This window comes from Streptomyces sp. NBC_01451 (assembly GCF_036227485.1).
Classification (GTDB): Bacteria; Actinomycetota; Actinomycetes; order Streptomycetales; family Streptomycetaceae; genus Streptomyces.
In genome coordinates this window covers 6,987,325-7,011,584 of record NZ_CP109479.1, presented here as the reverse complement: position 1 = coordinate 7,011,584, position 24,260 = coordinate 6,987,325, and the positions used below count along the sequence as shown (strand labels likewise).

The 24,260-nt window shown below is 72.6% G+C and carries 22 protein-coding genes and 1 riboswitch; of the genes, 13 read left to right on the top strand and 9 right to left on the bottom strand.

Going from position 1 to position 24,260, the window contains the following annotated elements; translation table 11 throughout:
• Nucleotides 1-67 precede the first annotated feature (67 nt).
• Both OG595_RS30775 and OG595_RS30770 read right to left on the bottom strand, forming a co-directional pair.
• Nucleotides 68-301 carry a ferredoxin gene (locus OG595_RS30775; protein ID WP_329277623.1) on the bottom strand — a complete coding sequence of 78 codons (234 nt, stop codon included), beginning with the start codon at nt 299-301 and terminating at the stop codon, nt 68-70.
• A gap of 5 nt (nt 302-306) precedes the next feature.
• Nucleotides 307-1,764, bottom strand: coding sequence for an aldehyde dehydrogenase (locus OG595_RS30770; protein WP_329277621.1), 1,458 nt, complete (start codon nt 1,762-1,764; stop codon nt 307-309).
• A gap of 191 nt (nt 1,765-1,955) precedes the next feature.
• Here OG595_RS30770 and OG595_RS30765 point away from each other — a divergent pair, with 191 nt between their 5' ends.
• Nucleotides 1,956-2,993, top strand: a complete 1,038-nt coding sequence (locus OG595_RS30765) for an MBL fold metallo-hydrolase (RefSeq protein ID WP_329277619.1) — start codon at nt 1,956-1,958, stop codon at nt 2,991-2,993.
• 31 nt (nt 2,994-3,024) lie between these two features.
• On the opposite strand, the gene OG595_RS30760 is transcribed toward OG595_RS30765, so the two are convergent.
• Nucleotides 3,025-3,705 (bottom strand): phosphotransferase, encoded by a 681-nt coding sequence (locus tag OG595_RS30760; protein ID WP_329277617.1) that lies wholly within the window; start codon nt 3,703-3,705, stop codon nt 3,025-3,027.
• Nucleotides 3,706-3,752: 47 nt separating this feature from the next.
• Nucleotides 3,753-3,867: riboswitch (cobalamin riboswitch) on the top strand.
• 137 nt (nt 3,868-4,004) lie between these two features.
• Here OG595_RS30760 and OG595_RS30755 point away from each other — a divergent pair.
• The 8 genes from OG595_RS30755 to OG595_RS30720 all read left to right on the top strand — a co-directional run bounded on the left by OG595_RS30755 (nt 4,005) and on the right by OG595_RS30720 (nt 11,705).
• Nucleotides 4,005-5,255 (top strand): prenyltransferase/squalene oxidase repeat-containing protein, encoded by a 1,251-nt coding sequence (locus OG595_RS30755; protein ID WP_329277615.1) that lies wholly within the window; start codon nt 4,005-4,007, stop codon nt 5,253-5,255.
• Entirely contained in the window at nt 5,255-5,914 is a 660-nt protein-coding gene (locus OG595_RS30750; RefSeq protein ID WP_329283361.1) for an SCO2322 family protein, read from the top strand. The genes OG595_RS30755 and OG595_RS30750 overlap by 1 nt, the downstream gene beginning before the upstream one ends.
• The gene (locus OG595_RS30745; protein ID WP_443073194.1) at nt 5,911-7,119 is read left to right on the top strand and encodes a CbiQ family ECF transporter T component; all 1,209 of its coding nucleotides are present in this window, start codon (nt 5,911-5,913) and stop codon (nt 7,117-7,119) included. Before OG595_RS30750 ends, OG595_RS30745 begins: the two co-directional genes overlap by 4 nt.
• Nucleotides 7,116-8,798, top strand: a complete 1,683-nt coding sequence (locus tag OG595_RS30740; RefSeq protein WP_329277613.1) for an ABC transporter ATP-binding protein — start codon at nt 7,116-7,118, stop codon at nt 8,796-8,798. The genes OG595_RS30745 and OG595_RS30740 overlap by 4 nt, the downstream gene beginning before the upstream one ends.
• Nucleotides 8,795-9,634 carry an ECF transporter S component gene (locus OG595_RS30735; RefSeq protein ID WP_329277611.1) on the top strand — a complete coding sequence of 280 codons (840 nt, stop codon included), beginning with the start codon at nt 8,795-8,797 and terminating at the stop codon, nt 9,632-9,634. Before OG595_RS30740 ends, OG595_RS30735 begins: the two co-directional genes overlap by 4 nt.
• 317 nt (nt 9,635-9,951) lie before the next feature.
• A complete protein-coding gene (locus tag OG595_RS30730; RefSeq protein ID WP_329277609.1) occupies nt 9,952-10,371 on the top strand; it encodes a transglycosylase SLT domain-containing protein in 420 nt (139 codons plus the stop codon).
• A 136-nt stretch (nt 10,372-10,507) separates the two neighbouring features.
• Nucleotides 10,508-11,209: a YoaK family protein gene (locus tag OG595_RS30725; protein ID WP_329277607.1), complete on the top strand. Its 702-nt coding sequence runs from the start codon at nt 10,508-10,510 to the stop codon at nt 11,207-11,209.
• A gap of 274 nt (nt 11,210-11,483) precedes the next feature.
• Nucleotides 11,484-11,705 carry a hypothetical protein gene (locus OG595_RS30720; protein ID WP_044473203.1) on the top strand — a complete coding sequence of 74 codons (222 nt, stop codon included), beginning with the start codon at nt 11,484-11,486 and terminating at the stop codon, nt 11,703-11,705.
• A 275-nt stretch (nt 11,706-11,980) separates the two neighbouring features.
• On the opposite strand, the gene OG595_RS30715 is transcribed toward OG595_RS30720, so the two are convergent.
• The 6 genes from OG595_RS30715 to OG595_RS30690 form a co-directional block, all read right to left on the bottom strand.
• Nucleotides 11,981-14,365, bottom strand: a complete 2,385-nt coding sequence (locus OG595_RS30715) for a protein kinase domain-containing protein (RefSeq protein WP_329277602.1) — start codon at nt 14,363-14,365, stop codon at nt 11,981-11,983.
• Between the two features lie 181 nt (nt 14,366-14,546).
• Nucleotides 14,547-15,182: a class F sortase gene (locus tag OG595_RS30710; RefSeq protein ID WP_329277599.1), complete on the bottom strand. Its 636-nt coding sequence runs from the start codon at nt 15,180-15,182 to the stop codon at nt 14,547-14,549.
• A gap of 102 nt (nt 15,183-15,284) precedes the next feature.
• Entirely contained in the window at nt 15,285-15,680 is a 396-nt protein-coding gene (locus OG595_RS30705) for a sortase-dependent protein (RefSeq protein ID WP_329277598.1), read from the bottom strand.
• 102 nt (nt 15,681-15,782) lie between these two features.
• On the bottom strand, nt 15,783-17,858 hold the full coding sequence (locus tag OG595_RS30700; protein ID WP_329277597.1) for a sensor histidine kinase: 2,076 nt from the start codon (nt 17,856-17,858) through the stop codon (nt 15,783-15,785).
• Nucleotides 17,845-18,615 (bottom strand): response regulator transcription factor, encoded by a 771-nt coding sequence (locus OG595_RS30695; protein ID WP_329277596.1) that lies wholly within the window; start codon nt 18,613-18,615, stop codon nt 17,845-17,847. The genes OG595_RS30700 and OG595_RS30695 overlap by 14 nt, the downstream gene beginning before the upstream one ends.
• A 46-nt stretch (nt 18,616-18,661) precedes the next feature.
• Complete coding sequence (locus OG595_RS30690; RefSeq protein WP_329277594.1) at nt 18,662-20,008, bottom strand: glycoside hydrolase family 125 protein; 1,347 nt, start codon at nt 20,006-20,008, stop codon at nt 18,662-18,664.
• Nucleotides 20,009-20,208: 200 nt separating this feature from the next.
• Here OG595_RS30690 and OG595_RS30685 point away from each other — a divergent pair, with 200 nt between their 5' ends.
• The 4 genes from OG595_RS30685 to OG595_RS30670 all read left to right on the top strand — a co-directional run bounded on the left by OG595_RS30685 (nt 20,209) and on the right by OG595_RS30670 (nt 24,227).
• Complete coding sequence (locus tag OG595_RS30685) at nt 20,209-21,210, top strand: LacI family DNA-binding transcriptional regulator (protein WP_329277592.1); 1,002 nt, start codon at nt 20,209-20,211, stop codon at nt 21,208-21,210.
• Nucleotides 21,207-22,109: an ATP-binding cassette domain-containing protein gene (locus tag OG595_RS30680; RefSeq protein ID WP_329277590.1), complete on the top strand. Its 903-nt coding sequence runs from the start codon at nt 21,207-21,209 to the stop codon at nt 22,107-22,109. The genes OG595_RS30685 and OG595_RS30680 overlap by 4 nt, the downstream gene beginning before the upstream one ends.
• Entirely contained in the window at nt 22,106-23,155 is a 1,050-nt protein-coding gene (locus OG595_RS30675; RefSeq protein WP_329277588.1) for an ABC transporter permease, read from the top strand. Before OG595_RS30680 ends, OG595_RS30675 begins: the two co-directional genes overlap by 4 nt.
• 88 nt (nt 23,156-23,243) lie before the next feature.
• Nucleotides 23,244-24,227 (top strand): ABC transporter substrate-binding protein, encoded by a 984-nt coding sequence (locus OG595_RS30670; protein ID WP_329277586.1) that lies wholly within the window; start codon nt 23,244-23,246, stop codon nt 24,225-24,227.
• Nucleotides 24,228-24,260 lie beyond the last annotated feature (33 nt).

The window sequence follows — 24,260 nt, the reverse complement described above, 5'->3', positions numbered from 1 at the left end:
TGATCAGATACGGGGAACGGGCGGGCGGGTGGCGAACAGGGACCGGGCCGCACCCGCCCCGCCCTCGCTACTCCTCCGGCGGAAAGACCGGCTCCCCACCTCCCAGCAGCGTGATCATGATCGCCTCCACCGGACAGTTCTCCGCCGCCGCCAGGACCTTCTCGTTGGCGTCCGTGTCCGGTTCGACGGGGTGGGACTGCATCCCCGTGTCGAGGCGGAACCCGTCCGGTGCCCGGTGGACGCACTGGGCCGAGCCGATGCACAGCGAGCGGTCGACCTCCACGTGCCAGCGGTCGCCCATGGGCTCTAGCCCTCCCAGCCGGCGGGGAGGTGGATCATCTTGTGCTCCAGGTACTCGCCGAACCCCTCGGGTCCGAACTCCCGCCCCAGCCCCGAGTTCTTGTAGCCGCCGAACGGGCCGAGCATGTCGAGGCTGAAGGTGTTCACCGAGTAGGTGCCGGTACGGACCTGGCGGGCGATCTCGATGCCGTGTGCGACGTCGGCCGTCCACACGCTGCCGGAGAGGCCGTAGTCGGAGTCGTTCGCGATCTTCACCGCCTCGGACTCGTCGCCGTACGGGATCAGGCAGATGACCGGGCCGAAGATCTCCTCGCGGGCGATGCGCATCGAGTTGTCGACGTCGCCGAAGAGGGTCGGTTCGACGTACCAGCCGCGGTCGAGGCCGGCGGGGCGTCCGCCGCCGGTGAGGATCTTCGCGCCCTCCTCCTGGCCGATGCGGATGTAGTCGAGGTTGCGCTGCTGCTGCCGCTTCGCGACCAGTGGGCCGACCTGGGTCGCCGGGTCGAGCGGGTCGCCGACCACCAGCGCGCTCGCGGCCTGGGTGAAGGCGTCCGCGAACTCGTCGTAGCGGGAGCGCGGGAGGAGGATGCGGGTCTGGGCCACGCACGCCTGCCCGTTGTTCATCCAGGCGGCGGAGACGATGCCGGGCACGGTGGTGTCCAGGTCGGCGTCGGGGAGGACGACGGCCGCCGACTTCCCGCCCAACTCCAGTGTCACGCGAGTGAGTTGACGGGAGGCGACCTCCATCACGCGCTTGCCGGCGGCCACCGAGCCGGTGAAGGAGACCTTGTCGATGCCGGGGTGTCCGACGAGGTACTCGCTGACCTCGCGGTCGGCCGGGAGGATGGAGAGGACGCCGGGCGGCAGTCCGGCCTCCTTCGTGATCTCCCCGAGGATGTACGCGTCGAGGGGCGACTCGGGCGACGGCTTCAGGATCGCCGTGCAGCCGGCGAGCAGCGCGGGGGCGAGCTTGGCCGCCGCGACGAACTGCGGGACGTTCCAGGGGGCCACGGCGGCGACGACGCCCACCGGTTCGCGCCGGACGAGGATGCGGCCGAGGACTCCGTCGCGCGTCTCCTCGTACGTGAAGTCGCGGGCGACGGTGATCGCCGCGTCCCACACCATCATCGCGCCGAGGGCCTGGGCGAGGACGCTCCAGGAGTACGGGGAGCCGTTCTCGGAGGAGATGACGCGGCCGATCTCCTCGTAGCGCGCGGCGATCCCGTCCTTGATGCGGGTGACGACGGCGATCCGCTCGTCGAGGCTCGTCCGCGGCCAGGGTCCTTCGTCGAAGGCGGTGCGCGCGGCGGCGACGGCCCGGTCGACGTCGGCCGTCGAGGCGTGCGGCACACGGCCGATGACCTCTTCGGTGTGCGGTGAGATGACCTCGATGACGTCCTTGCCGAGGGGATCGGTCAACTCCCCGCCGATGAACAGTTGTCCGTGTTCCACGAGCTCGGTCATGGCCGACTGCCTCTCGCCGACTGCCTCTCCGGGTACCGTCTCTGACGGATCGTCAGATAGATACGGAGACAGTTACCAGTTCCCCTCCGAGGAGTCCACAGCTCTCGCACCACTACGAGGTAAGTGACTTGGGCTCCCATTGAAACCGGTTCTAGTTATAGTTGGGCCGGCAACCGGCCACAGGGGAGCCCATGACACAGGTGTCGACGCAGGTGACCGATCACGGCGGGGGCGTACGGTCCCTCCGGGTCCCCATCCCGAACAATCCCCTCGGACACACACTGGTGTACGTCGTCGACACCGACAGCGGACCGGTGCTCATCGACACAGGCTGGGACGACCCGCTGTCCTGGGAAGCGCTCGCCGAGGGCCTGTTGGCGTGCGGCACGTCGGCCGGCGAGATCCACGGCATGGTGATCACCCACCACCACCCGGACCACCACGGCCTGTCGGGCCAGGTCCGCGAGGTGTCCGGGGCGTGGATCGCGATGCACGAGGCCGACATCTCCCTCGTACGGCGGACGCGCGACAACCGCGCCGATCGCTGGTTCACCTACATGACGGCGAAGCTGGCGGCGGCCGGCGCACCCGACGACCATGTGGCGACCCTGACCAGGACCCCCGTCGGCATCCTGCCCAATTTCTCGCCGGCGCTGCCCGACCGCGAGATCGTCCCCGGCGAACTCCTCGACCTCCCCGGCCGCCGCCTGCGCGCCATCTGGACGCCGGGCCACACCCCGGGCCACGTCTGCCTCCACCTGGAGGAGGCGCACCCGGCCCGACTCCCGGGCAACGGACGCCTGTTCTCGGGCGATCACCTGCTGCCCGGGATCACCCCGCACATCGGCCTGTACGAGGACCCGGACGACACGACGGTCGCCGACCCCCTCGGCGACTATCTCGACTCCCTGGAGCGCATCGGCCGCCTGGCCCCGGCGGAGGTCCTCCCGGCCCACCGCCACGCCTTCCCCGACGCGACCGTCCGCGTACAGGAACTCCTCGACCACCACGACGACCGCCTCACCGGCCTGCTCGCCCTCCTCACCACCCCCCTCACCCCCTGGCAGCTGGCGGAACGCATGGAGTGGAACCGCCCCTGGTCCGAAATCCCCCCGGGATCACGGAACATCGCGGTCTCGGAGGCGGAGGCCCATGTACGCCGCCTGGTCAAGCTCGGCCGGGCGGAGGCGGTGACGGGGAGCGAGCCGGTGACCTACGTGGCGGTGTGACCGCCGCCCGGACCGACCGTCCGGGCCGGTTTCACGGCAGCAGCGTACGGATCAAGTCCGCCGCCGCTCCCAGCAGTTCGACCTCGGTCCGGGTCATCGTCGGATTCGCCGCGCGGCGCCTGCGCGCCTCCGGCAGGCCCTCCGCCGTCCGGCCCGCCTCCGGCACGGCGGACGGGGCTGTCAGCAGGGCCGCCAGCACCGCGCGGGCCGGGCCGGCCAAGGGGTCGGCGGATACCGCGACTTGGGCCAGGATCACGGCGGACATGGCCCGGTCCAGGCCCGGCGGCCCCTCCTCCGCGTTGGCCCAGTCGATGACCCGGGGGCCATCGGGAGTGAGGATCACGTTCTCCGGATGCAGGTCCAGGTGGAGGACGCGGGTCCCGGGGTCGGGAGCCGGGTCGCGGGGCGGGACGGCGTGCAGGCCGTGCAGGAGCCCCGCCAGCATCTCGCCGCCCGCTCGCGCGTCCAGCAGACCCGCCGCGAACGCCTCCAGCATCGTCGGTCCGGACAGCCGCTCCAGGACCAGGTCGGTCCGGGTCGCCGTGCGCACCTCGGGCACCGGGTACCCGTGGCCCCGCACATGCTCCATGACGGCCGCCTCGGCCGTCGCGTCCCCGTGTCCGTCCCGGTAGCGGCGCAGTACCCAGGCCGGCTCGTCGAGTTCGTACACGTCGGCCGTGCGCCCCGAACCGAGCAGTCTCCCCGTCAGCATGCGGTGAACCTACCTCCGCGCACGGCCACCTCTCAGCCGTTCCTGACCGGCCGGTACAGTGGAAGGGTCGTATCACACCCGTACAGGGGGAAGCCGGTGCAATTCCGGCGCTGACCCGCAACCGTGAGCAGTCCGGGCACCGGCCCGTGCGCTGTGAGCCGGATCGCCCTGTGCGGACCGTGACCGGCTCGTGTCACCGGTGGTCCGCCGGTGTACGGCACCGTCGAGGTATACGGAGCCGAGCCGCCCGGGGTGTCCCGTGCTGTCCGGCTCCCCGCAGGGAGAGGCACCCGCCGATCATGAATGTCCGCCGCAGCGCCGCGGCTCTGGCCGTCATCGCCGTCGTCGCCGTGACCGGCGGTGGTCAGGCGTCCGCCGCCTCGCCGTCCCCCTCGGCCCCTCTCCCCGCCGGGCTGTACGGCACCGGCGACCCCACCTACGACGGCGTCTGGCGTCAGTCCCTCGCACTGCTCGCGCAGGACACCGTGGGGGTGCGGCCCGCCGCGGCGGCTGTGGACTGGCTGGCCGGGCAGCAGTGCGCCGACGGCGCCTTCGCGCCGTTCCGAAGCGATACCGGCGCGCCCTGCGACGCCAAAGTCCTCGTCGACACCAACAGCACCGGCGCCGCCGTCCAGGCACTCGCCGCCCTCGGCGGACAGGACGCGGTGGTCGGCAAGGCCGTCGCCTGGCTGAAGTCCGTGCAGAACGCGGACGGCGGCTGGGGGTACGCGGCCGGCGGGGCCAGCGACGCGAACTCCACCTCCGTGGTCGTCGGGGCCCTCGCCGCGGCCGGTGAGAAGCCCGGCGAGGTCACCAAGGGCGGCAGGTCCCCGTACCAGCTGCTGCTGAAGCTGGCTCTGCCCTGCGACTCGGCCGGCGGGGGCGCCTTCGCCTACCAGCCGGACAAGAAGGGCGGGCTCGCCGCCAACGACGACGCCACGGCGGCGGCCGTGGTCGGCCTGCTGGGGAAGGGGCTCGCCGGGGAGGCCGTGAAGCCGAGTGGCGGCGCCGCTGCGGCCTGTACGGACTCCGACGATCCCGGGCAGGTCGCGCGCAACGGGGCCGCGTATCTCGTAACGGCGCTGGCCAAGGACGCGCACCTGACGTCGGCGCTTGCCGGGGCCGAGGACCGGCCCGACTACGGGAACACCGCCGACGCCGTCCTCGCCCTCGCGACCGCCGGTCAGGGTCCGCGGGCGGCGGACGCGCTGCGCTGGCTGGAGGCCAACTCCGGGCCGTGGGCGAAGGAGGCGGGGCCGGCCGCGTACGCGCAGCTGATCCTCGCCGCGAACGCCGAGTCCGCCGACCCGCGCGACTTCGGCGGCCAGGACCTGGTCGCGCTCCTCGACGCGACCGGCCCGGCGCCCGCGTCCGTCCCGGACTCCGCTTCCCCGACCGCCGCCACCAGTGGCAAGGACAGCGCCGAGGCCGACGGCACGGACGACGACAGCGGGTTCGGGACGCTCTGGACCGTCGGGGTGTTCCTCGTCGCCGGTGTCGGGATCGGCTTCCTGCTCAGTGGGCGCAACAAGCGGAAGCAGCGGCCGTGATCCGGCGCCGCGCGCTCCCGCCCCTGCTGGCCGCACTCCTCCTCTGCCTCTGGGCGGGCGCCGGGCGGGCCCAGGCCACCGGCTACCGCTACTGGTCCTTCTGGGAGCGCGACGGCGGCTCGTGGACGTACGCCACGCAGGGGCCGTCGACCGCCCGGCCCTCCGACGGTGACGTGCAGGGTTTCCGGTTCGCCGTGAGCCCGGACTCGCGGAGCGCCGCCCGGCCGCGCGCCGACGCCGTGTTCTCGGTCGTCTGCGCCAGGACGCCCGCGCGGGAGGGCCGGAAGCGGGTGGCGCTGGTCATCGACTTCGGTACGTCCGCCGACGCGCCGTCCGGCGAACGTCCGCCCGCGACGCGCACGGCGTGCGCCCGCGTGTCCCCCGACGCGACCACGGCGGACGCCCTCGCCTCGGTCGCCAAACCCCTGCGCTACGACACCGGCGCGCTGCTGTGCGCGATCTCCGGCTATCCGCGCACGGGATGCGGCGAGGCGGTGGGTGCGGTGGGTGCGAACAAGCCCGCCGACAGCGCCGCCGACCCGGACAGTGGCCCCTCCGTCGGCCTGCTCGCGGGGATCGCGGCCGTGGCGGCGCTCGGCGGGGCCGCGACCTGGCAGAGCCGGCGCCGCAGGCCGAGCGCTCCGCCGGAACAACGGTGACGAACCCGCGTGCCGGTGGGGGCTGGTCGCGCCCCGCGGCGGAGCCGCCGACCGATACGGCCCCGCACCCCTTCCGGGACTCACCCGTGCACCCCGGCGCCTGGTGGGTCTGGTCCCTCGGGCTCGGCACCGCCGCCACCCGCACCACCAACCCGCTCCTCCTGGGCCTCCTCGTCGCCGTGGCCGGCTACGTCGTCGCCACGCACCGCACCGACGCCCCCTGGGCCCGCTCCTACACCGCCTTCGTCAAGCTCGGCCTGGCCGTCCTCGGCATCCGCCTCGTCTTCGCCGTCGTCCTCGGCTCACCGGTTCCCGGCTCGCACGTCCTTCTCACGCTCCCCGAACTCCCCCTCCCCCACTGGGCGCAGGGGGTGCGCGTGGGCGGCCGGGTGACCGCCGAGGGGCTGGTGTTCGCCCTGTACGACGGTCTGCGGCTGGCCACGCTGCTGATCTGCGTCGGCGCCGCGAACGCCCTCGCGAACCCGGCCCGCCTCCTCAAGTCCCTGCCCGGCGCGCTGTACGAGATCGGGGTCGCTGTCGTCGTGGCCCTCACCTTCGCGCCGAACCTCGTCGCGGACGTCCAGCGGCTGCGCGCCGCCCGTCGGCTGCGCGGCCGTCCGGACCGGGGCGTACGGGGGCTGCTACAGGTCGGACTCCCGGTCCTGGAGGGCGCGTTGGAGCGGTCGGTCGCGCTGGCGGCGGCGATGGAGGCGCGCGGATACGGCCGCACCGCCGAGGTCCCGGCCGCCGTCCGCCGTACGACCGGCGCGCTCACCCTGGGCGGCCTGCTGGGCGTCTGCGCGGGCACGTACGGGCTGCTGACGGCGGCGGGCGGCACCTACGGGCTGCCGGTGCTGCTGGCCGGGCTGGCGGCGGCGCTGGGCGGACTGTGGCTCGGGGGCCGGCGTTCCCCGCGCACCCGGTACCGGCCGGACGTGTGGGGTGTACGGGCATGGCTGGTCGCGGGATCGGGGGTGCTGGTGGCGGTGCTGACGGTCCTCGCCTCCGTCCGCTCCGCCGGCTCGGCGAATGCGCTGCACCCCGGTGTCGTACCGCTGGTGTCCCCGGCCCTGCCGCTGTGGCCGGCCGCGGCGGTGCTGCTGGGGCTCCTCCCGGCCCTCGTCCTCCCGAGTCCCCCCGCCGACAACCGAACCGGTGTCCCCACCGCCCCCGTCACCTCCATCACTCCCAGGGAGCCGTCGTGATCCGCTTCGAGGACGTCTCCGTGACCTACGAGGGGACCGCCGAACCCGCCTGCCGGCACGTGGACTTCGAGGTGCCGGAGGGTGAACTCGTCCTGCTGGTCGGCCCGTCGGGCGTCGGCAAGTCGACGGTTCTGGGCGCCGTGAGCGGTCTCGTCCCGCACTTCACCGGGGGCACCCTGCGCGGCCGGGTGACGGTGGCCGGGCGTGACACCCGCACCCACAAGCCGCGTGAACTCGCCGATGTGGTCGGCACGGTGGGCCAGGATCCGCTCGCCCACTTCGTGACGGACACCGTCGAGGACGAACTCGCCTACGGCATGGAGTCGTTGGGCCTGGCCCCGGACGTGATGCGCCGCCGGGTGGAGGAGACACTGGACCTGCTGGGCCTGGCCGACCTGCGCGACCGCCCGATCGCCACCCTCTCCGGGGGCCAGCGGCAGCGGGTCGCGATCGGCTCGGTCCTCACCCCGCACCCGAGGGTCCTGGTCCTCGACGAGCCGACGTCGGCGCTCGATCCGGCGGCGGCCGAAGAGGTCCTCGCGGTCCTGCAACGCCTCGTCCACGATCTCGGCACGACGGTGCTGATGGCCGAGCACCGCCTGGAACGGGTGGTCCAGTACGCCGACCGCGTCGTCCTCCTCCCCTCCCCCGGCGCCGCCCCGGTCGTCGGCACCCCGGCCGAGGTGATGGCGTCCTCCCCGGTGTACCCGCCCGTGGTCGCCCTCGGCCGCCTGGCCGGCTGGTCCCCGCTGCCCCTGACGGTGCGTGACGCCCGCCGCAGCGCCGGTGACCTGCGCGAGCGCCTGGCGGACCGCCCGTATCCGGAACACACTCCAACTCCCGTACAGATAAACGCACTTGAACCGCTCCCCACCCCCCGCCGACGCTTCCGCCGGACCCCGCCGCCACCGGCACCCCCGGCTCACTCCCACGCGGCGGAAGTCGACGCCCTCACCGTCCGCCACGGCCGTGTCGAGGCCCTGCGCCGGGTCGGCCTCACCGTGTCCTGCGGTGAGACGGTCGCCCTGATGGGCCGCAACGGCGCCGGGAAGTCCACGCTGCTGGGGGCGCTGGTCGGGCTCGTCGAACCGGCCGCGGGTTCGGTGCGGGTCGGCGGTGCGGTGCCGCACCGGACGGCGCCCCGGGACCTCGTGCGCCGCGTGGGCCTCGTACCGCAGGAGCCGCGCGACCTGCTGTACGCCGACACGGTCGCCGCCGAGTGCGCGGCGGCCGACGCCGACGCGGGCGCCGGGCCGGGGAGCTGCCGGGCGCTGGTCTCCGAACTGCTGCCCGGGATCACGGACGACACGCACCCGCGTGATCTGTCCGAGGGGCAGCGGCTGGCGCTCGCGCTGGCCGTCGTACTGACCGCCCGGCCGCCTCTTCTGCTCCTCGACGAGCCGACCCGGGGCCTCGACTACGCGGCTAAGGCCCGGCTGGTCACCGTCCTGCGCGCGCTGGCGGCCGAGGGCCACGCGATCGTGCTGGCCACGCACGACGTGGAACTGGCGGCCGAGCTGGCCCACCGGGTGGTGATCCTGGCCGGCGGGGAGGTGGTGGCGGACGGTCCGACGGCGGAGGTGGTCGTGGCGTCGCCGTCCTTCGCGCCGCAGGTCACCAAGATCCTGGCCCCGCAGCGCTGGCTGACCGTCGCCCAGGTGCGGGAGGCCCTGCGATGAGCGGCCCCGCGAAGGGCGGACGCGGCAGGCTCCACACCGTCCGGCTGGGGCCGCGCTCCACCGCCGCCCTGGTCCTGGTCGGCGCCGTGGGGGTGGCGGGCTTCGGCTGGCCGTTCCTCGCGCCGCCCGCCTCCGCCGTCAGCGCGCACGCGCGGGACGCGCCCTGGCTCTTCGCCGGGCTGCTCGTCCTGCTCGTCGCGGTCGTGGCGGCGACGATCTCCGAGTCGGGGCTCGGCCCGAAGGCGGTGGCGATGCTCGGCGTGCTGGCGGCGGCCGGGGCGGCCCTGCGCCCGCTCGGTGCCGGTACGGCCGGTCTGGAGCCGATGTTCTTCCTGATGGTGCTGAGCGGACGCGTCCTGGGCCCCGGCTTCGGGTTCGTCCTCGGCTCGGTGACCATGTTCGCGTCCGCGCTGCTCACGGGCGGGGTGGGGCCCTGGATGCCGTTCCAGATGCTCGCGATGGGCTGGTTCACGATGGGCGCGGGCCTGTTGCCGGGCGGGGAGCGGCTGCGCGGCCGGGCGGAACTGCTGCTCCTCGCCTGCTACGGCTTCCTGGCCGCTGTCGCCTACGGGACGGTCATGAACCTGGCGGGCTGGCCCTTCATGGGCGAGCTGGCCTCGAACATCGCCTTCGTGCCGGACGCGCCGCTGCCCGCGAACCTGGCCCGCTTCGTCACGTACTGCCTGGCGACCTCGCTCGGCTGGGACCTGGGACGCGCGGTCCTCACCGTCGTCCTGACGATCACCCTCGGCCCGACCGTCCTCAAGGCGCTGCGCCGGGCCACTCGGCGGGCCGCCTTCGAGAGCCAGGTCACTTTCGACGCGCCCGGCGCGTGAAGCGGCCCACAGGACGCATGTCACCTACGAAGCGGATTAGTAGACCGAAGCCCATGTCATGCCCACACAGAAACCGCCCCTGACCTGCACATTGAGAACCACGTCACAAAGTGCACTCAACACCCACATACGACCACAACTAGCAAAAGGGGTGATTGCGGACGGCCGTCGGGTTTGTTTCTCTGGAGCAGTCGCACGGCGCCGACGAACCCTCACGGGTCGCGGCGCCGCCGCATGTCACCGCCACACACGCAACAAGCGCAGCACGTGGCACCGGCCCGCCCGCGACGGTCCTGACCCCGAGGAAAAGGTTCTCCGTGTTCGTCTCCCGTATCGCCCGCACCATCGCCTCCCCCAAGAAGGCCCTCACCACCGCCGCCGTGGCCGCCGCCACCGCCGGGATGGTGCTGGCCGCGGCTCCGGCCCAGGCGGCGACCACCGCCTCCGCGTCCGACGCCAAGGCGATCGCGCAGAAGCTGATCCCGAACGACGCGCAGTACAACGCCTTCAGCAAGATCGTCGAGCACGAGAGCGGCTGGGACGTCGACGCCACCAACGCCTCCTCCGGCGCGTACGGCCTGGTCCAGGCCCTCCCCGGCTCGAAGATGGCCTCGGCCGGCTCCGACTGGAGGACCAGCGCGGCCACCCAGATCAAGTGGGGCCTGGACTACATGAACGACCGCTACGGCAGCCCCGTCGGCGCCTGGAACTTCTGGCAGGTCCACCACTGGTACTGAGCCGGCCCGGCGAATCCCGGAAAGGCCGACAGCACCAGGGCGCCGGCCCTCCGATCACCTCGGAGGGCCGGCGCCTTCGTGATCCCGCCCCGTCCCCGCGTACACCCCCGTGGTACGCCCGTGGTGGACTGACCCGATGAGCACAGAGGCAACCGGGCCGGGCCGGCCGTCGTCGCGGGATCCCGAGTCGCGCGGTCTGCGTCTGGTGGCCGTTCTGCTGGTGCTGACGGTGGTCAGCGGACTGATCGACGCCGTCAGCTATCTCGGGCTCGGCCACGTCTTCACCGCGAACATGACCGGAAACGTCGTCGTGCTGGGCTTCGCCGCCGCCGGGGCGCCCGGGTTCTCCGTACCGCACACCCTGGTGTCGCTGGGTTCGTTCCTGGTGGGCGCGGTGGCCGGAGGGCGCGTCGCGGGGCGGCTGGGCGGCGGCTCGCGCCGGAGGTGGGCCCGGGTCACCCTCGCCGTCGAGGCGCTGTTCCTGGGCGTGTCCTCGGCGGTTGCCTTCGCGGCGCCGGACGCGACGGCCACCGTCTACACGCTGATCGCGGTCACGGCCTTCGCCATGGGCCTGCGCAACGCCACCGTGCGCAGGCTGGGCGTCCCCGACCTGACCACCACCGTCCTGACGATGACCCTCACCGGTCTCGCCGCCGACTCCCGCGCGGCCGGCGGCACGGGCAGACACTCTCCGCGCCGCTCGGCGTCGGTGGCGGCGATGGCGGTGGGTGCCCTGCTCGGCGCGTGGCTGGTGGTCCGTCACGGCCTGGGAATTCCGCTCCTCGTCGCGGCCGTCGTGGTGGCCGTGTTGGCGGTGAGTACGTCGGGGCGGGAGTGATCGGGGCTCGCGGCATGGCGTTCGAGGCGCCGAAAGTGGCTACCGATTCATAACTCTTCGCGATCATGACGCGTAGGGCCGGGCCTTCCGACGGGCCGCCACAGGGCCTCGCAGTCACCCTTCGCACCCCGCGTGACCTGCACGATTCATATCGGCGAGCGGGCTTCCCCCCGGGCCCGCGCGCGTAGGCGCGGACCGGGCGCGGGCATGGTCCGCGAGAGTCGGGGGTACCCATCGGGCCCACGACAGGCCCGCGCGGAGCATACTGGAGTCAATGACAAAGACAGCGGTAACGCGGGCCCATCTGGCCACCAGCCCCTTCAAAGCCCCTGTGGCACCTCCTACCAAGCTGTTCGCGGTAGGCGACCGAGTCACTCACGACGTCTTCGGCCTCGGCCGGGTGACCACCGTTGAGGACGGCATCGCAGTACTCGTCGACTTCGGCGGGCGTCAGGAACGGATCATCAGTCCCTACGCCAAGCTGACCGTTCTCTGAGTTCTGCAGCCCCGCATCGAGGATCAGGAGACCTTCCATCGAGCTGACTTCTCTGTTCTCCGCGCCGGAACCGACAGCGTTCCAAGCGAGGACCGATTCGCCGACCCCGGAGATCGACCCCTTCCAGGCGCCGGCCTTCCGGGAGGGCACTCCCGGCGCCTCCGCCGATCCGGCGGAGGACCCCGGCAGCTGGGAGCAGCTCTGAGCCGCCCCACCACGTCCGTGTGATCGCCGCCCGAATCGCCCAGTGACGGGTCACGGGCTCCCGGATGCCGTCAGGACCGAGGCATCGGAAGCGCGTACACCTTGTCGAAGTGCTGGGCGATCAGCGGATGGTCCGTGCCGCCGTCGGCGTCGCAGGAGAGCTGCCAGTCGTTGATGCCCGTGTCCCGGCCGTCGGTGAAGTTCCACAGCAGCTCGCCCCGCCGCGCGTCGATCGCGTAGAAGCCGTCCTTGTTGGCCGCGGCCGTGACGAACACCGCGTCGCCGCCCGCGACGAGCGGGTTCTCCAGGTCCAGCCCGGGGGTTTCGCAGAACCAGCGCCGGGAGCCGTCGGTGGCGTCGAACGCCTCGACACCGTGCGGGTCGCTCGTCGTGCAGAAGACCGTGCCGCCCGCCACCGCCACGGAGGCGAAGCCGCCCTTCTCCTCCCGCACCCGCCAGCGCAGCGCCCCGGTCTCCAGGTCCACGGCGACGAGTTCGCTGTCGGCCGCGAACACGGTCCCGTCCACCACCTTCGGGGCCGACCGGCTCTCCGAGTCCGACGCGATGCGTCGGCTCCACAGCACGCTCCCGCGGCCGTCGGTGCCCCGCGCCGTGAGACGGTGCAGCCCGTCCAGGTAGACGAAGTGGCCGGAATCGATGAACGGTCTCAGGTCGAGGCCGATGTCCTGCGGGCTGATGGGGATGACCTGGGCCAGCCGCGCCCGCAGGTTCGTACCGAGGACGACGTTCGTCGAGGTGGCCGACCCCCGTGACCCGTCCGGGTTGTCCTGGCGGTCGAACCGCAGCCCGACGATGGTGACCGTGCCGTCGGCCCCGCCGAGCAGCGTGTCGAACCGGAAGTCCGCCCCGAAGTCGAGCGAGTACCGCTCCACGCCCGTGACCGGGTCGACGCCGAGCACGGTCGCGCCGGTGCCCAGGGCGACGACGACGTCCGAGACGATCAGGGGCGGGGTGGGCGACTGGCTGATGCCCCGGTAGGTCCAGCGGGGACTGGCGCCGTCGGCGAGGCCGAGGCAGAACATGGTGCCGGACTGGGTCTTCAGCAGGGTCGTGCCGTTGTAGAAGACCGCCGGTGCCTGGACGAGCGGCTCGCTGCGGTACGTCCACAGGGGTTCCGGCGCCGGTCCGGCCGGCGATGCCGCACCGCTCGGTCCGTCGTCCTTCGAGCCGTGCAGGAGGGCTGCGACGCCGGTGCCCAGGGCGAGTGCGGCGGTCGTGAGGACCGTTCGGCGGGAGGGGGCGGCCGACCGGGACGAGCGCGGGGCGCGGTGGGAGCCCCGGTCGGGCGACGCCTCGGACGGCTGCTGCTGCGGGGACCGCTCGTGCGTCGGGCCGGGCTGCGGCCGGCCGGGGTGTTCGCCGGGCCGGTCGGACTCGGGGCGTTCCGGGAAGACGACGCGCCGAGGGCTGACCGGGCCTCCCGTGACCAGGCGTTGAACGGCCGCCAGGCGCGGATCGACGCGGAGACCGCCGGAGCCGGGAGCGGCTGCCACGGCGGCGGGGGCGGCCTCCCGCGCGAGGACGTCCGTCTTCGCGTCGAGGCCGAGGTCCAGATCCATGAGCTCGGCGGCCTGGCGTCTTATCCCGGAGAGAACGTCTTCCGGCAGCCAGCCGTCCCAGTCCAGCGCGTCGACGCCGCCGGGCGCGCACGCCGCCGACACCCGGTCCGGGCTGGGCCGGGCCGCCGGGGACTTCTCAAGACAGAGCCGCATGATCGTGTCCAGCGGTTCCTGGACGCCGGTCAGGTCCGGTGTACCGTGCACCACCTGGTACAGCAGCGTGGCCGCCGACGCGCCGTCGAAGGGCGCCTTGCCGGTGGCCGCGTAGGCCAGCACCGAGCCGAGGCAGAACACGTCGCCCGCCGGGCCCATCGGGTCCCCGGTGGCGTGCTCCGGGCACATGTACCGCGGGGAGCCCAGCAGCACGCCGGACAGGGTGAGTTCGTAGCCGTCGGTGGCGCGGACGATGCCGAAGTCGATGACGCGCGGACCCTCGGCGGAGAGCAGCACGTTGGACGGTTTGAGGTCGCGGTGCACCAGCCCCGCGGAGTGGACGGCGATCAGTGCCTCGGCGAGTCCGGCGCCGAGGGCCAGTACCGATCTCGGCGGCAGTGGCCCGTACGCCTCGATCGCGTCGGCCAGGGTCGGGCCGAGGATGTGCGTGGTGGCCAGCCAGGGGACGGGACCGTCCGGGTCGGCGTCCACGACGGACGCCGTGTAGGTGCCGCTCACCGCCCGCGCCGCTTCGACCTCGCGGCGGAACCGGTCACGGAAGGCCCTGCCCGAGGCGAGCTCCGGACGGATGACCTTGACGGCCACGGTCCGTTTCCGGTCGTCCTTGGCGAGGAAGACCTCGCCCATTCCTCCGGCGCCGAGTCGCGCGACAGGACGGTACGGCCCCAGCCGCTCCGGGTCCGTGGGACGAAGTGGCTCCATGGTCCTCAGCTCGCCTGTTCTCCGTCTGATCCCCGTCGAATGGTTTTGGAGGGAGAGTAGGTGCTGGAGGGTCGGTTGGCGTACGCAATCGAGCAAGTCGTGGCCATTACTTGAGACTTCAGGCAGGGATCGACCGGACGTTACTCGTGACGACAGGGCGAATCGGACAGGCGTAGACCTCTCAACTCGTTGTCGCGTACACGATGAGGTTGTCGACCGGGTGCCCCTGCGCGTCGAAGTCGCCGTCGCACGTGATGAGCCGTAGAGCACGTCCCTCGGTCGGCCCGTAGACCTTCTCCGTCGGGAAGGCGTCCTTGCTGACGCTCTCCGTGGCCGTGACGGTGAAGTGGAGGGCTTTTCCCGTCGCGTCCGTGACGGTGATGTCCGCGCCCGTCTCGATCTTCTTGAGGTCGTGGAAGACGGCCTCGCCGAAGCGGGTGTCGTTGTGGCCGATGATGACGGCCGCGCCGGCCTCGCCGGGCACGGCACTGCCCGTGTACCAGCCGGCGGTCATCCCCTTCTCGGCCGGCGGGACCTCGACCGTCCGGTCCGGGTTGAGGCCCAGCTCCATCAGCGAACTGGTGATCCCCACGGAGGAGATGGTGATCTCGGTCGGGGCCGCCGGGGTCACCGCGGGGTCGGAGGCCGCGGGCTGCTCCGGCTCCGGCGCGCCGGGCGCGGCGGCGGGGGCGGTGGGGGCGACCCGCACGGTCGGGCCGGGGCTGGACGAGCAGCCGGTGAGCAGGGTGACGGCGGTCAGCAGGGTCAGGGTCGTGAGTCGGGCCCGGGACAGGGCCGGACGGTGTGCAGGGGGCAACGCGGGCTCCAGAACAGGGGTGCGGGGATTCACCGGAACGCACAGGGCGCCGCCCGGTGAAGGGCGGCGCCACCGTTGCGTACGAGAAGTCGTGCTGCCGGGTCAGCCCTCGCGGCGGGCGGTGGTGCGGCGGCGCAGTACGTAGGTGCCGGCGCCCGCGAGCAGCAGCGCGCCCGTGGCCGAGCCGATGAGCGCGCCGGTGTTGCCGTCCTGGGCGGGGGCCTCGCCCGCGGCGACACCGCCGCGCGGGTAGTCCTTGCCGGCCTTCGCGGCTTCGGCCTTCCTGGCTTCGGCCTCCTTGAGTGCCCTGGCGTCCTCGGCCTTCTTCTTCGCCAGCGCCTCCTTGTCGGACGGGGTCGAGTCGGTCGCGCCCGGCGTCGGAGTCGGGTCGGTGGCGAAGGCCGCGGTGGCCGGGACGAGCAGCGCGCCGACCGCGACGCCGGCCAGGACGGCGATGCGCAGTGTGCTCAGCGGGCGCGGGGTGAGACGGCGGGACATGTAGAGCTCCAGTTCCAGCCCGGCTCGGTCGTGTACCTGGTTGCCGATCCGCACCAGGTTCCGGGCATGGCTCCACCCTGACGGCCACTTGTGAGGAAACTGTCAGAGCGCTGTCGTCATCCCATCAGGGTCGGCGGACGAACTCACCGGCAGCCGCAGGGTGAAGGTGGCCCCCTCCCCCTCGGTGCTCGCCACGTCCACCGTGCCGCCGTGGGCCTCGGCGAGCTTGAGGACGATCGCCAGGCCCAGGCCGCTGCCGCCGGTGCTGCGGTTGCGGGACTTCTCCGCCCGCCAGAAGCGGTCGAACACGTACGGGAGATCGGCCGCCGGGATGCCGCTGCCGGTGTCGGACACCTCCACGGCGACCTGGTTCCCGGTGCCGGTGACGTACGAGCGCAGGGTCACCGTGCCGTCGGCCGGGGTGTGGCGCACGGCGTTCGAGAGCAGGTTGCTGACGGTCTGGCGCAGCCGTACGGGGTCGGCGTCGAGGAGCGGCGGGCGGGGGGTGCCCGGCGGCGGTGTCAGGACCGTGAGGGTGACGCCCGCCTTCTCGGCCAGTCCCTGGTGCGCGGAGGCCACCTGGCCGAGCAGTTCGTCGATCCGTACCGGCTTCCGGTGCAGCCGCAGTGCGCCCGCGTCGGCCGCGCCGAGGTCCTGGAGGTCGTTGATGAGGTGCTGGAGCTGCACCGCCTCCTCCAGGAGCGAGGAGACGAACGCCGGGTCCGGTTCGGCCAGTCCGTCGTGGGCCGCCTCCAGCCAGCCCCGGATGTTGCTCAGCGGTGTCCGCAGTTCATGGGCGACATCGCTGACCATCACCTTGCGCTGCTCCTCCAGGCGGGCCCGGTGCGCGGCCATGTCGTTGAAGGCCGCCGTGAGCCGCCCGATCTCGTTGTCCGACACGACGGGCACGGGCACCGGCGTCGCGTCCAGCCCGTCCCGCATGCGCTGGGCGGCGCCGGTGAGCGCGTGCAACGGGCGTACGAGCCTGGCTCCCGCGAGCACCGAGGCGCCGACGGTGAGCGCGAGGACCAGGGCGGTGACGCCGGCGATGCGTGCGGTGTTGGCCCGGGAGAGGTCGAAGCCGGGTACGCCGGCGGCGCCGGGGCCGTCGATGAACAGCAGTGCGGGCTCGGCGACATAGCCCGAGAGCTGTTCCCGGCGGGCGCTGCCGACACAGGTGGCGACGGCCCGGTCGTACGCGCTGTCGCGGATCCCGGAGGGGACGTGGTCGACTGCCCCGCCGGAAACCGCCTTCCGTTCGGCCGTCGCCGCGTCCTCCGCCTTCTTGGCGGCGAGGGCCGCCAGCTCCCGGTCGCTGAGGCCTTCCTCGGCGCCGGAGACCGTGGTGTCCCGTCCGTAGACGTAACCGCGGTCCCAGGACAGGTCCACGTTCAGTTTCACGGCGGTGCGGCCCTGCCGGGTCAGGCAGGCGTCGACCAGTTGGTTGAGGGCGCTCAGGGCCTTCCGCTCGGTCGGGGTGGGGCCGACCGGGAAGGACGCCAGACACTTCGCCTCCATGTCACGGTCGATCTCGCTGTCGGTCCCGCCCGCGTTCTCGTCGCCCGCGAGTCGGACGCGGGGCCGTCCGCCCGGGCTGTCGACGACGTCCGCGGCGATACCCATCCGGCTGAGGCACCCCACCCTCCCGGCGGAGGCCTTCCGCAACTCGGCGCGTTCCTTCGAGGTCAGCCGGAAGGGGCCCACCGCCCGTGGATCGACGCGGTCCCCGCCCGTCTCGGCGGCGTCGGGCACCAGCACGGTGTCGACGGCCAGGGGGTCCACGACCGCCGAGGGCTGCGGCGCGAGCGATTCGGTGGACGAACCGCCGTCCGCCGAGCGCGAGCCGGCCGAGTCCACGAACAGGCGTCGGTCCTGCGCGGTGAGCACGATCCGGCGCCCGGACTCACTCGCCAGTTCGCGCACGGTGGCGTCGACACCGTCCCAGCCGGGATGGGTGGCCGCGTATCCGAGGAGGGTGTTGTAGATCTTCGCGTCGGACTTGAGGTTCTGCCCCTGCTCCTGGCGGATCGCGACGGAGGTCGTCTGCACAGCCAGCCAGGCGGTCGCGGCGACCGAGCACGAGGCCACCAGCGCCGACACCGTCAGCAGCCGCCCCGCCAGGCTCTTGCGGAGCGGCAGCCGGGCCGCCGCCCCGCCCCCGCGGTCAGGACGCCGCATGGCGCACGTTCTTCGCCGGGTCCGTCAGTTTGTAGCCGACGCCGAAGACGGTGATGAGACGGGCCGGACGCCGTGGGGCGCGCTCGATCTTCTTGCGCAGGTTCATGACGTGCACGTCGACGGTCCGGCCGCTGATGTACTTGTCGAAGCCGTGCAGTTCGTCCAGGAGCCGCGCCCTGGTGAAGACCCGGCCGGGTTCGGCCGCCATCGCCGCGAGGATACGGAACTCACCGGGCGTGCACTCGACGGGCGTCCCGGCGACGGACACCTCGTGCCGGGCCGGATCGACCCTGAGCGCGCCGACCTCCAACACCTCGTCGTCCGGGGCCGCTTCGGGCTCGGGAGCGGGGGCGGGGACCGGCACGGTCGCGGGAGCCGGGTCGGTGCCGCGCCGGTTGCGGCGCAGCAACGTCCGTACCCGGGCCGTCAGTTCGCGCGGGCTGAACGGCTTCGTCATGTAGTCGTCGGCGCCGAGGTCGAGGCCGAGCAGCATGTCGTCCTCGGTGCTGCGGGCCGTCAGCATCAGCACCGGCACCTCCCGGCGTTCGGCGCGCAGGATCCGTACGACGTCCAGGCCGTCGGCTCTGGGCATCATCACGTCGAGGACGACCAGGTCGGGTTCCTGGTGCCGGACCGTCTCCAGAGCCGTCCGGCCGTCCTCGACGACCGTGACGGTGTGACCCTCGTGCTCCAGGTAGCGGCGCACCAGTTCGGCCTGCTTCGCGTCGTCTTCGGCGACCACAATGTTTGCGCACACGCCGGAGATCGTAGCGACCGCCGGCGCCGGGAGAGCCGAAGTGGACCTACCGCGAGGGCAGTTCGGTGGTGGACAGCCGCGGGTGCAGGCGTGTGGTCGAGCGTCCCGCGAGGTCGAGCAGCAGCTCGGCGAAGAGGGCGTCGCCCCAGCCGAACCAGGGGCGGGTGAAGGTCGCCGGGTCGTCGACGTGGAAGCTCTCGTGCACGCGGCCGGTGCCCCCGTCGGTGCGCAGCAGCAGCTCGGCGAGGCGGGTCCGCTCGGCCTCGTCGTCGCTGGTCAGGGCCTGCATGGTGAGGGAGAGCGGCCAGACGTGGCCGGGCGGGGTGTGCGGGCTGCCGATGCCGGCGGCCGAACCGCCCGCGTAGTAGTAGGGGTTGGCGTCGCTGAGGACGAACTCGCGGGTGCGCAGGTAGAGCTGGTCGCCGGGGTCGCACCAGCCGAGGTAGGGCAGTGAGAGCAGGCTCGGGATGTTGGCGTCGTCCATCAGCGACTGCCCGCCGAGACCGTCGACTTCGTACGCGTACACCCCGGGGTCTGCCCCCGCGGTCACCCCGTGCGTACGCACACCGGTGGCGATCTCGCCGGACAGCGCGGTGGCGTCGGCGGCCAGTCCGGGGTCGCCGATCGCCGCCGCCAGTTCGGCGAGACCGGCGAGGGCGACGGCCGCCATGGCGTTGGCCGGGACCAGATAGCCGTACCGGCAGCGGTCGTCACTGGGGCGGAAACCGGACCAGGTCATCCCGGTGGGCGCGGTCGGGCCGCCCCGGCCGCCGCGCGGCAGCGTGTCGTACTCGTAGTCGCCGCGGCGGCGGAACTCGTACGGCGAGCGGTTCTCGTGGTCCTGCTCGACCCGCCACAGCGCGATGACGCGGCGGGCGGCGCGGGCGAAGCGGTCGTCGGCGGTGAGATGGCCGAGGTCGCCGGTCGCCCGCCAGATGCCGTAGGCCAGCTGGAGCGGGGCGCAGAGCGAGTCGACCTCGTACTTCTGCTCCCAGACCAGCGGGTCGGGAGTCGGCTCGTCGATGTGACCGGCGCCGGAGCCGTCGGGTTCGGCGTTGAAGGCGTTGGCGTACGGGTCGGCGAGGACGTACCGCAGCTGGCGGCGCAGGACGCCGGTGAGCGCGGCGGCCACGGCGGGGTCGTCGGCGGCGAGGAGGTAGGGGCGGACCTGGGCGGTGCTGTCGCGCAGCCACATCGCGGGGATGTCGCCGGTGAGGACGAAGACCTCGCCGTCGGGGAGCGGGCGCATCGCCCTGCCCCAGGTGCCGGTCAGCAGCCGGGTGAAGCGGTCGGCGGCGCGCGGGTCGAGGGAGCGCAACTCGCGGTGCACGTCGGCGCTCAGGGCACGGAGGCCTTCCGGCAGCTCACCTTCCGCTTCGTCGATCGACCTCATGATCATCCTCCCGTGCATTTCCCGCAGATCAAGACAACGTTGTTTCGAAACAACGTTGTCGGAGCGTACGTATCGACCACCGCACCGCGCAAGGGCATGCAAAATCCCTGTTCCAATCCATTGACAACGTTGTTTCACGGGAGGTTTGCTGTGCGGCACACAGCGACACCCAAGTGACCCTTTTCGGAGTGATGCCGGACATGCGAACGCCCACCATGCGGGAGGTCGCCGCCCTTGCCGGGGTGTCGATCAAGACCGTCTCCCGGTTCGTCAACGGTGACGAGACGGTCTCCCCCGCGATCGCGGAGCGGGTGCGCGCTGCCATAGACGAGACCGGCTACCGCCGTAACGACCTCGCCCGGAGCCTGCGCCCCGGCCAGCGCAGCACCACGCTCGCGCTGCTGGTCGGCGACCTGACCAACCCCTTCTACGGCTCGATCGCCAACGGCGTCATGGGCGTGGCCCGCGCCCACGGCCACAACGTCGTGCTGGCCAGCTCCGACGAGGACCCCGAGGCCGAGCGCCGGGGCATCGACGACCTGCTCGGGCAGCGCGTCGCCGGGCTGCTGATCGTGCCGGGCGCGATGGACTACGGCTATCTCGGCCGCGAGGTCGCCCAGGGCACCCCGGTGGTCTTCCTGGACCGGCCCGCGCTGGGCCTGGACGCGGACACCGTGCTGCTGGACAACCACGGGGGCGCCCGGAAGGCCACCGAGCATCTGATCGCCGCCGGCCACCGGCGGATCGGGGTTCTCGTGGCCGCCAGCTACTACACCACCGGCCGCCGTCTCGACGGCTACCTGGACGCCGTACGCGCCGCCTTCGGCGAGGTCGACGAGGCCCTGGTCGCGAGGCTGGAGCACGGCACCCGGGCGGAGGCCGAGCAGGCCGCCGCCGAACTGCTGGCGCTGCCCCCGGACCGGCGCCCCACGGCGCTGTTCACCACCACCAACTTCCTGACCCACGGCGCCCTGCGCGCCATGGGCCCGGGGCAGGGCCTGGCCCTGGTCGGCTTCGACGACTTCCCGTTCGCCGACCTGCTGCCGACCCCCGTGACGGTCGTGTCCGGGGACGCCTACGAGATGGGCCGCGAGGCCGCCCGACTGCTGCTGGCCCGGATCGCGGGCGAGAGCGGACCACCCCGCCGGGTCGAGCTCGGCACCGTACTGACCCCCCGTGGAAGCGGAGAGCAGAAGCCATGAGCACCCCCACTCCGGCCACCCCGACCCCGGCCACCCCCGCTCCGGGGTACGCCGGCCCGACACCGCACGGGGCGACCGCCGCCGCCACCCCGGTCCTCGAACTGTCCGGCATCGTCAAGAGCTACGGCCAGGTGCAGGCGCTGCGCGGCGCCGCGCTCACCGTCTATCCGGGCGAGGTGGTCGCCCTGGTCGGTGACAACGGCGCCGGCAAGAGCACCACGATCAAGGTCATCTCCGGGGTGATCCAGCCCGACGCGGGCGAGATCAGGGTCGACGGCAAACCGGTGACCATCCCCGACCCGATCGCCGCCCGCCGCCTGGGCATCGAGACCGTCTACCAGGACCTGGCCCTCGCGCCCGACCTGGACCCGGCCGAGAACCTGTTCCTGGGCCGGGAGATCATGCGCCCCGGTCTGCTCGGCAGGCTCGGCTTCCTGGACCGGAAGGCCATGCGGGCCAAGGCCGACGAGGCGTTCGGCTCGCTCGGCGTCGGCATCCAGGACACGGCCGCGCAGGTCGTCACGATGTCCGGCGGCCAGCGCCAGGGCATCGCGGTCGGCCGGGCGGTGAACTGGGCGGACCGGGTGCTGCTGATGGACGAACCGACGGCGGCACTGGGCGTCGTACAGACGGAACGGGTCGGACAGCTGATCCAGCGGGTCCGGGCGTCGGGCGTGGCGGTGGTGCTGATCAGCCACAACCTGCCGTTCGTCTTCGAGTACGCGGACCGGATCGAGGTGCTGCGGCTCGGACAGCGGGTGGCCCGCCTGTCCGGCGCGACGGCCACCAGCGAGAACGTGCTCGGCGCCATGACGGGCGCACTCACCTTCGAGGACGCCTCGGACCCCGCCCTCGACCCGGCAGACAGCTACCCGGCAGACAGCGAGGACCAGTCATGACTCCCACGACCGAGGTGAAGTCCACCGCCGCCGGACCGGACGAGGAGAGCCCCCGCTCCCTGCGGTCGGCGGCCCTCGCCGCCGCCTGGCGCAACATGAAGGGCACCCGGAGCCTGGCCCTGGTGGTCCTGCTGGTGCTGCTGGCGGTGTTCGGCGCGGCCTACCCCGACAACTTCCTCACCGCGTACAACCTGCGCAGCGTCGCCATCGAGGCCGCCTCCTACTGTGTGCTGGCCATCGGGATGACGTTCGTGATGACCACCGGGGGCATCGACCTGTCGGTCGGCTCGGTGCTGATCTTCTCCGGCGTCGTGGGCGTGAAGGTGATGTCGGCACTGGGCGGCGAAGGCCCGCTGACCCTGCTGGCAGGCCTGGTGACAACGATGGCGACGGGCCTCGCCTGGGGTGTCCTGAACGGCCTCCTCGTCACCAAGGCGAAACTCCCGCCGCTGATCGCCACGCTGGCCACCCTCTCGGCGGCCGGCGGCGGCGCCCTGGTCCTCACCAACGGCCTGGACCTGCGCGGAGTCCCCGACTCCCTGGTCAGCGGCCTCGGCTTCGGCCGTTTCCTGGGCATCCCGTACACGGTGTGGCTGGCCATCGGCCTGACCATCGGCGGTGCGGTCGTCCTGGGCCTGACCCGCTTCGGCACCTACACCCGCACGATCGGCTCCAACGTCGAGGCCGCCCGCCGCGCCGGAGTCGCCGTCGACCGCCACCTCATCAAGGTGTACGCACTGTGCGGACTCCTCGCCGGAATCGCCGCGTACGTCAACCTGGCCCGCTTCTCCACCACCACCGTCGGCGGCCACACCGGGGACAACCTCCAGGCGATCGTCGCCACCGTGCTCGGCGGCACCAGCCTCTTCGGCGGGGTGGGCAGCGTCCTGGGCACCGCCTTCGGCTCCCTCATCCCGGCCGTGCTGAGCAACGGCCTGGTCATCATCGGCCTCCAGCCGTTCTGGCAGCAGGTCGCGGTCGGCGCGGTCCTGGCGGGGGTCGTGTACGTCGACCACGTCAACCGGCGCCGCCGCACGCTGCGTTAGCCCCGCCGCCGCCCTGCCGCCGCCCTCTCGAACGCCCCCCGCTGAACGCCCCCCGCCCAACGTCCCGTCGCACCAATGGAGTTGCACCATGAAGACCGCCCACCTCGCCCTCAGAGGCGCCGCCCTGGCCACCGTCGTCGTCCTCGGCGCCACCGCCTGCGGGTCAGGCGATTCCTCGTCGTCCACCGCGAACCCGAAGGTGACCGTCATCCTCGGCACCGCGTCCGACTCCTTCTACAACACCCTCGGCTGCGGGGCGAAGGCCGAGGGCAAGAAGCTCGGCGCCACCGTGGACGTCCAGGGCGCGACGACCTTCGACCCGGCCACCCAGACGCCGATCCTGACCAGCACGGTGGCCAAGAAGCCGAACGCCATCGTGATCGCGCCGACGGACTCGAAGGCGCTGGGCACGCCGCTGAAGCAGGCCAACGAGGCCGGCATCAAGATCGTGACGGCGGACACGGGCCTCGACGACACGAGCTTCGTCTCCTCGGCCGTCTCCTCCAACAACGTGGAGGGCGGCGCCGAGGCGGCCCGTACGCTGGCCGAGCTCGTCGGCGAGAAGGGCAAGGTCGTCATCATCGGCGGCACCCCGGGTGTCACCACGGCCGACCAGCGGATCAAGGGCTTCGAGGACGAGATCAAGAAGTACCCGAACATCTCCTTCGTGGGCGTCCAGCCCTCCACCCCGAGCGGCGGCGTCGTCGAGGCCGCCCGCCTCACCGCCGCGTCCCTGTCCAAGGACCCCGACCTGGCGGGCATCTTCTCCATCAGCACCCCGGCCAGCGACGGCGCCAACAACGCCATCAAGGACGCCGGCAAGGTCGGCAAGGTCAAGGTCGTCGGGTTCGACGCGGGCCCCGCGCAGGTCGAACAGCTGAAGAAGGGCACGGTCCAGGCACTGATCGCCCAGAAGGCCGAGGAGATCGGCGCACAGGCGGTACGGGAGGCGGTGAACGCGGTCCAGGGGAAGAAGGTGACGAAGTCGATCGGCACGTCGTTCGTGTCGATCACGGCGGCCAACCTGGGCGACGCGAACGTGAGCAAGTACGTCTACCGGTCTACCTGCTGACGTCTCGTCACGTCACGTCAGATCCGTGTCGTG

What these genes read in the sequence shown, in the direction of transcription:
- OG595_RS30720 (WP_044473203.1), top strand. Translation starts at nt 11,484, where the DNA reads ATGACAAAGACAGCGGTAACGCGGGCCCATCTGGCCACCAGCCCCTTC.
- OG595_RS30775 (WP_329277623.1), bottom strand. Translation starts at nt 301, where the DNA reads ATGGGCGACCGCTGGCACGTGGAGGTCGACCGCTCGCTGTGCATCGGC.
- OG595_RS30715 (WP_329277602.1), bottom strand. Translation starts at nt 14,365, where the DNA reads ATGGAGCCACTTCGTCCCACGGACCCGGAGCGGCTGGGGCCGTACCGT.
- OG595_RS30680 (WP_329277590.1), top strand. Translation starts at nt 21,207, where the DNA reads ATGAGCACCCCCACTCCGGCCACCCCGACCCCGGCCACCCCCGCTCCG.
- OG595_RS30725 (WP_329277607.1), top strand. Translation starts at nt 10,508, where the DNA reads ATGAGCACAGAGGCAACCGGGCCGGGCCGGCCGTCGTCGCGGGATCCC.
- OG595_RS30700 (WP_329277597.1), bottom strand. Translation starts at nt 17,858, where the DNA reads ATGCGGCGTCCTGACCGCGGGGGCGGGGCGGCGGCCCGGCTGCCGCTC.
- OG595_RS30685 (WP_329277592.1), top strand. Translation starts at nt 20,209, where the DNA reads ATGCGAACGCCCACCATGCGGGAGGTCGCCGCCCTTGCCGGGGTGTCG.
- OG595_RS30770 (WP_329277621.1), bottom strand. Translation starts at nt 1,764, where the DNA reads ATGACCGAGCTCGTGGAACACGGACAACTGTTCATCGGCGGGGAGTTG.
- OG595_RS30760 (WP_329277617.1), bottom strand. Translation starts at nt 3,705, where the DNA reads ATGCTGACGGGGAGACTGCTCGGTTCGGGGCGCACGGCCGACGTGTAC.
- OG595_RS30765 (WP_329277619.1), top strand. Translation starts at nt 1,956, where the DNA reads ATGACACAGGTGTCGACGCAGGTGACCGATCACGGCGGGGGCGTACGG.
- OG595_RS30690 (WP_329277594.1), bottom strand. Translation starts at nt 20,008, where the DNA reads ATGAGGTCGATCGACGAAGCGGAAGGTGAGCTGCCGGAAGGCCTCCGT.
- OG595_RS30755 (WP_329277615.1), top strand. Translation starts at nt 4,005, where the DNA reads ATGAATGTCCGCCGCAGCGCCGCGGCTCTGGCCGTCATCGCCGTCGTC.
- OG595_RS30675 (WP_329277588.1), top strand. Translation starts at nt 22,106, where the DNA reads ATGACTCCCACGACCGAGGTGAAGTCCACCGCCGCCGGACCGGACGAG.
- OG595_RS30735 (WP_329277611.1), top strand. Translation starts at nt 8,795, where the DNA reads ATGAGCGGCCCCGCGAAGGGCGGACGCGGCAGGCTCCACACCGTCCGG.
- OG595_RS30705 (WP_329277598.1), bottom strand. Translation starts at nt 15,680, where the DNA reads ATGTCCCGCCGTCTCACCCCGCGCCCGCTGAGCACACTGCGCATCGCC.
- OG595_RS30670 (WP_329277586.1), top strand. Translation starts at nt 23,244, where the DNA reads ATGAAGACCGCCCACCTCGCCCTCAGAGGCGCCGCCCTGGCCACCGTC.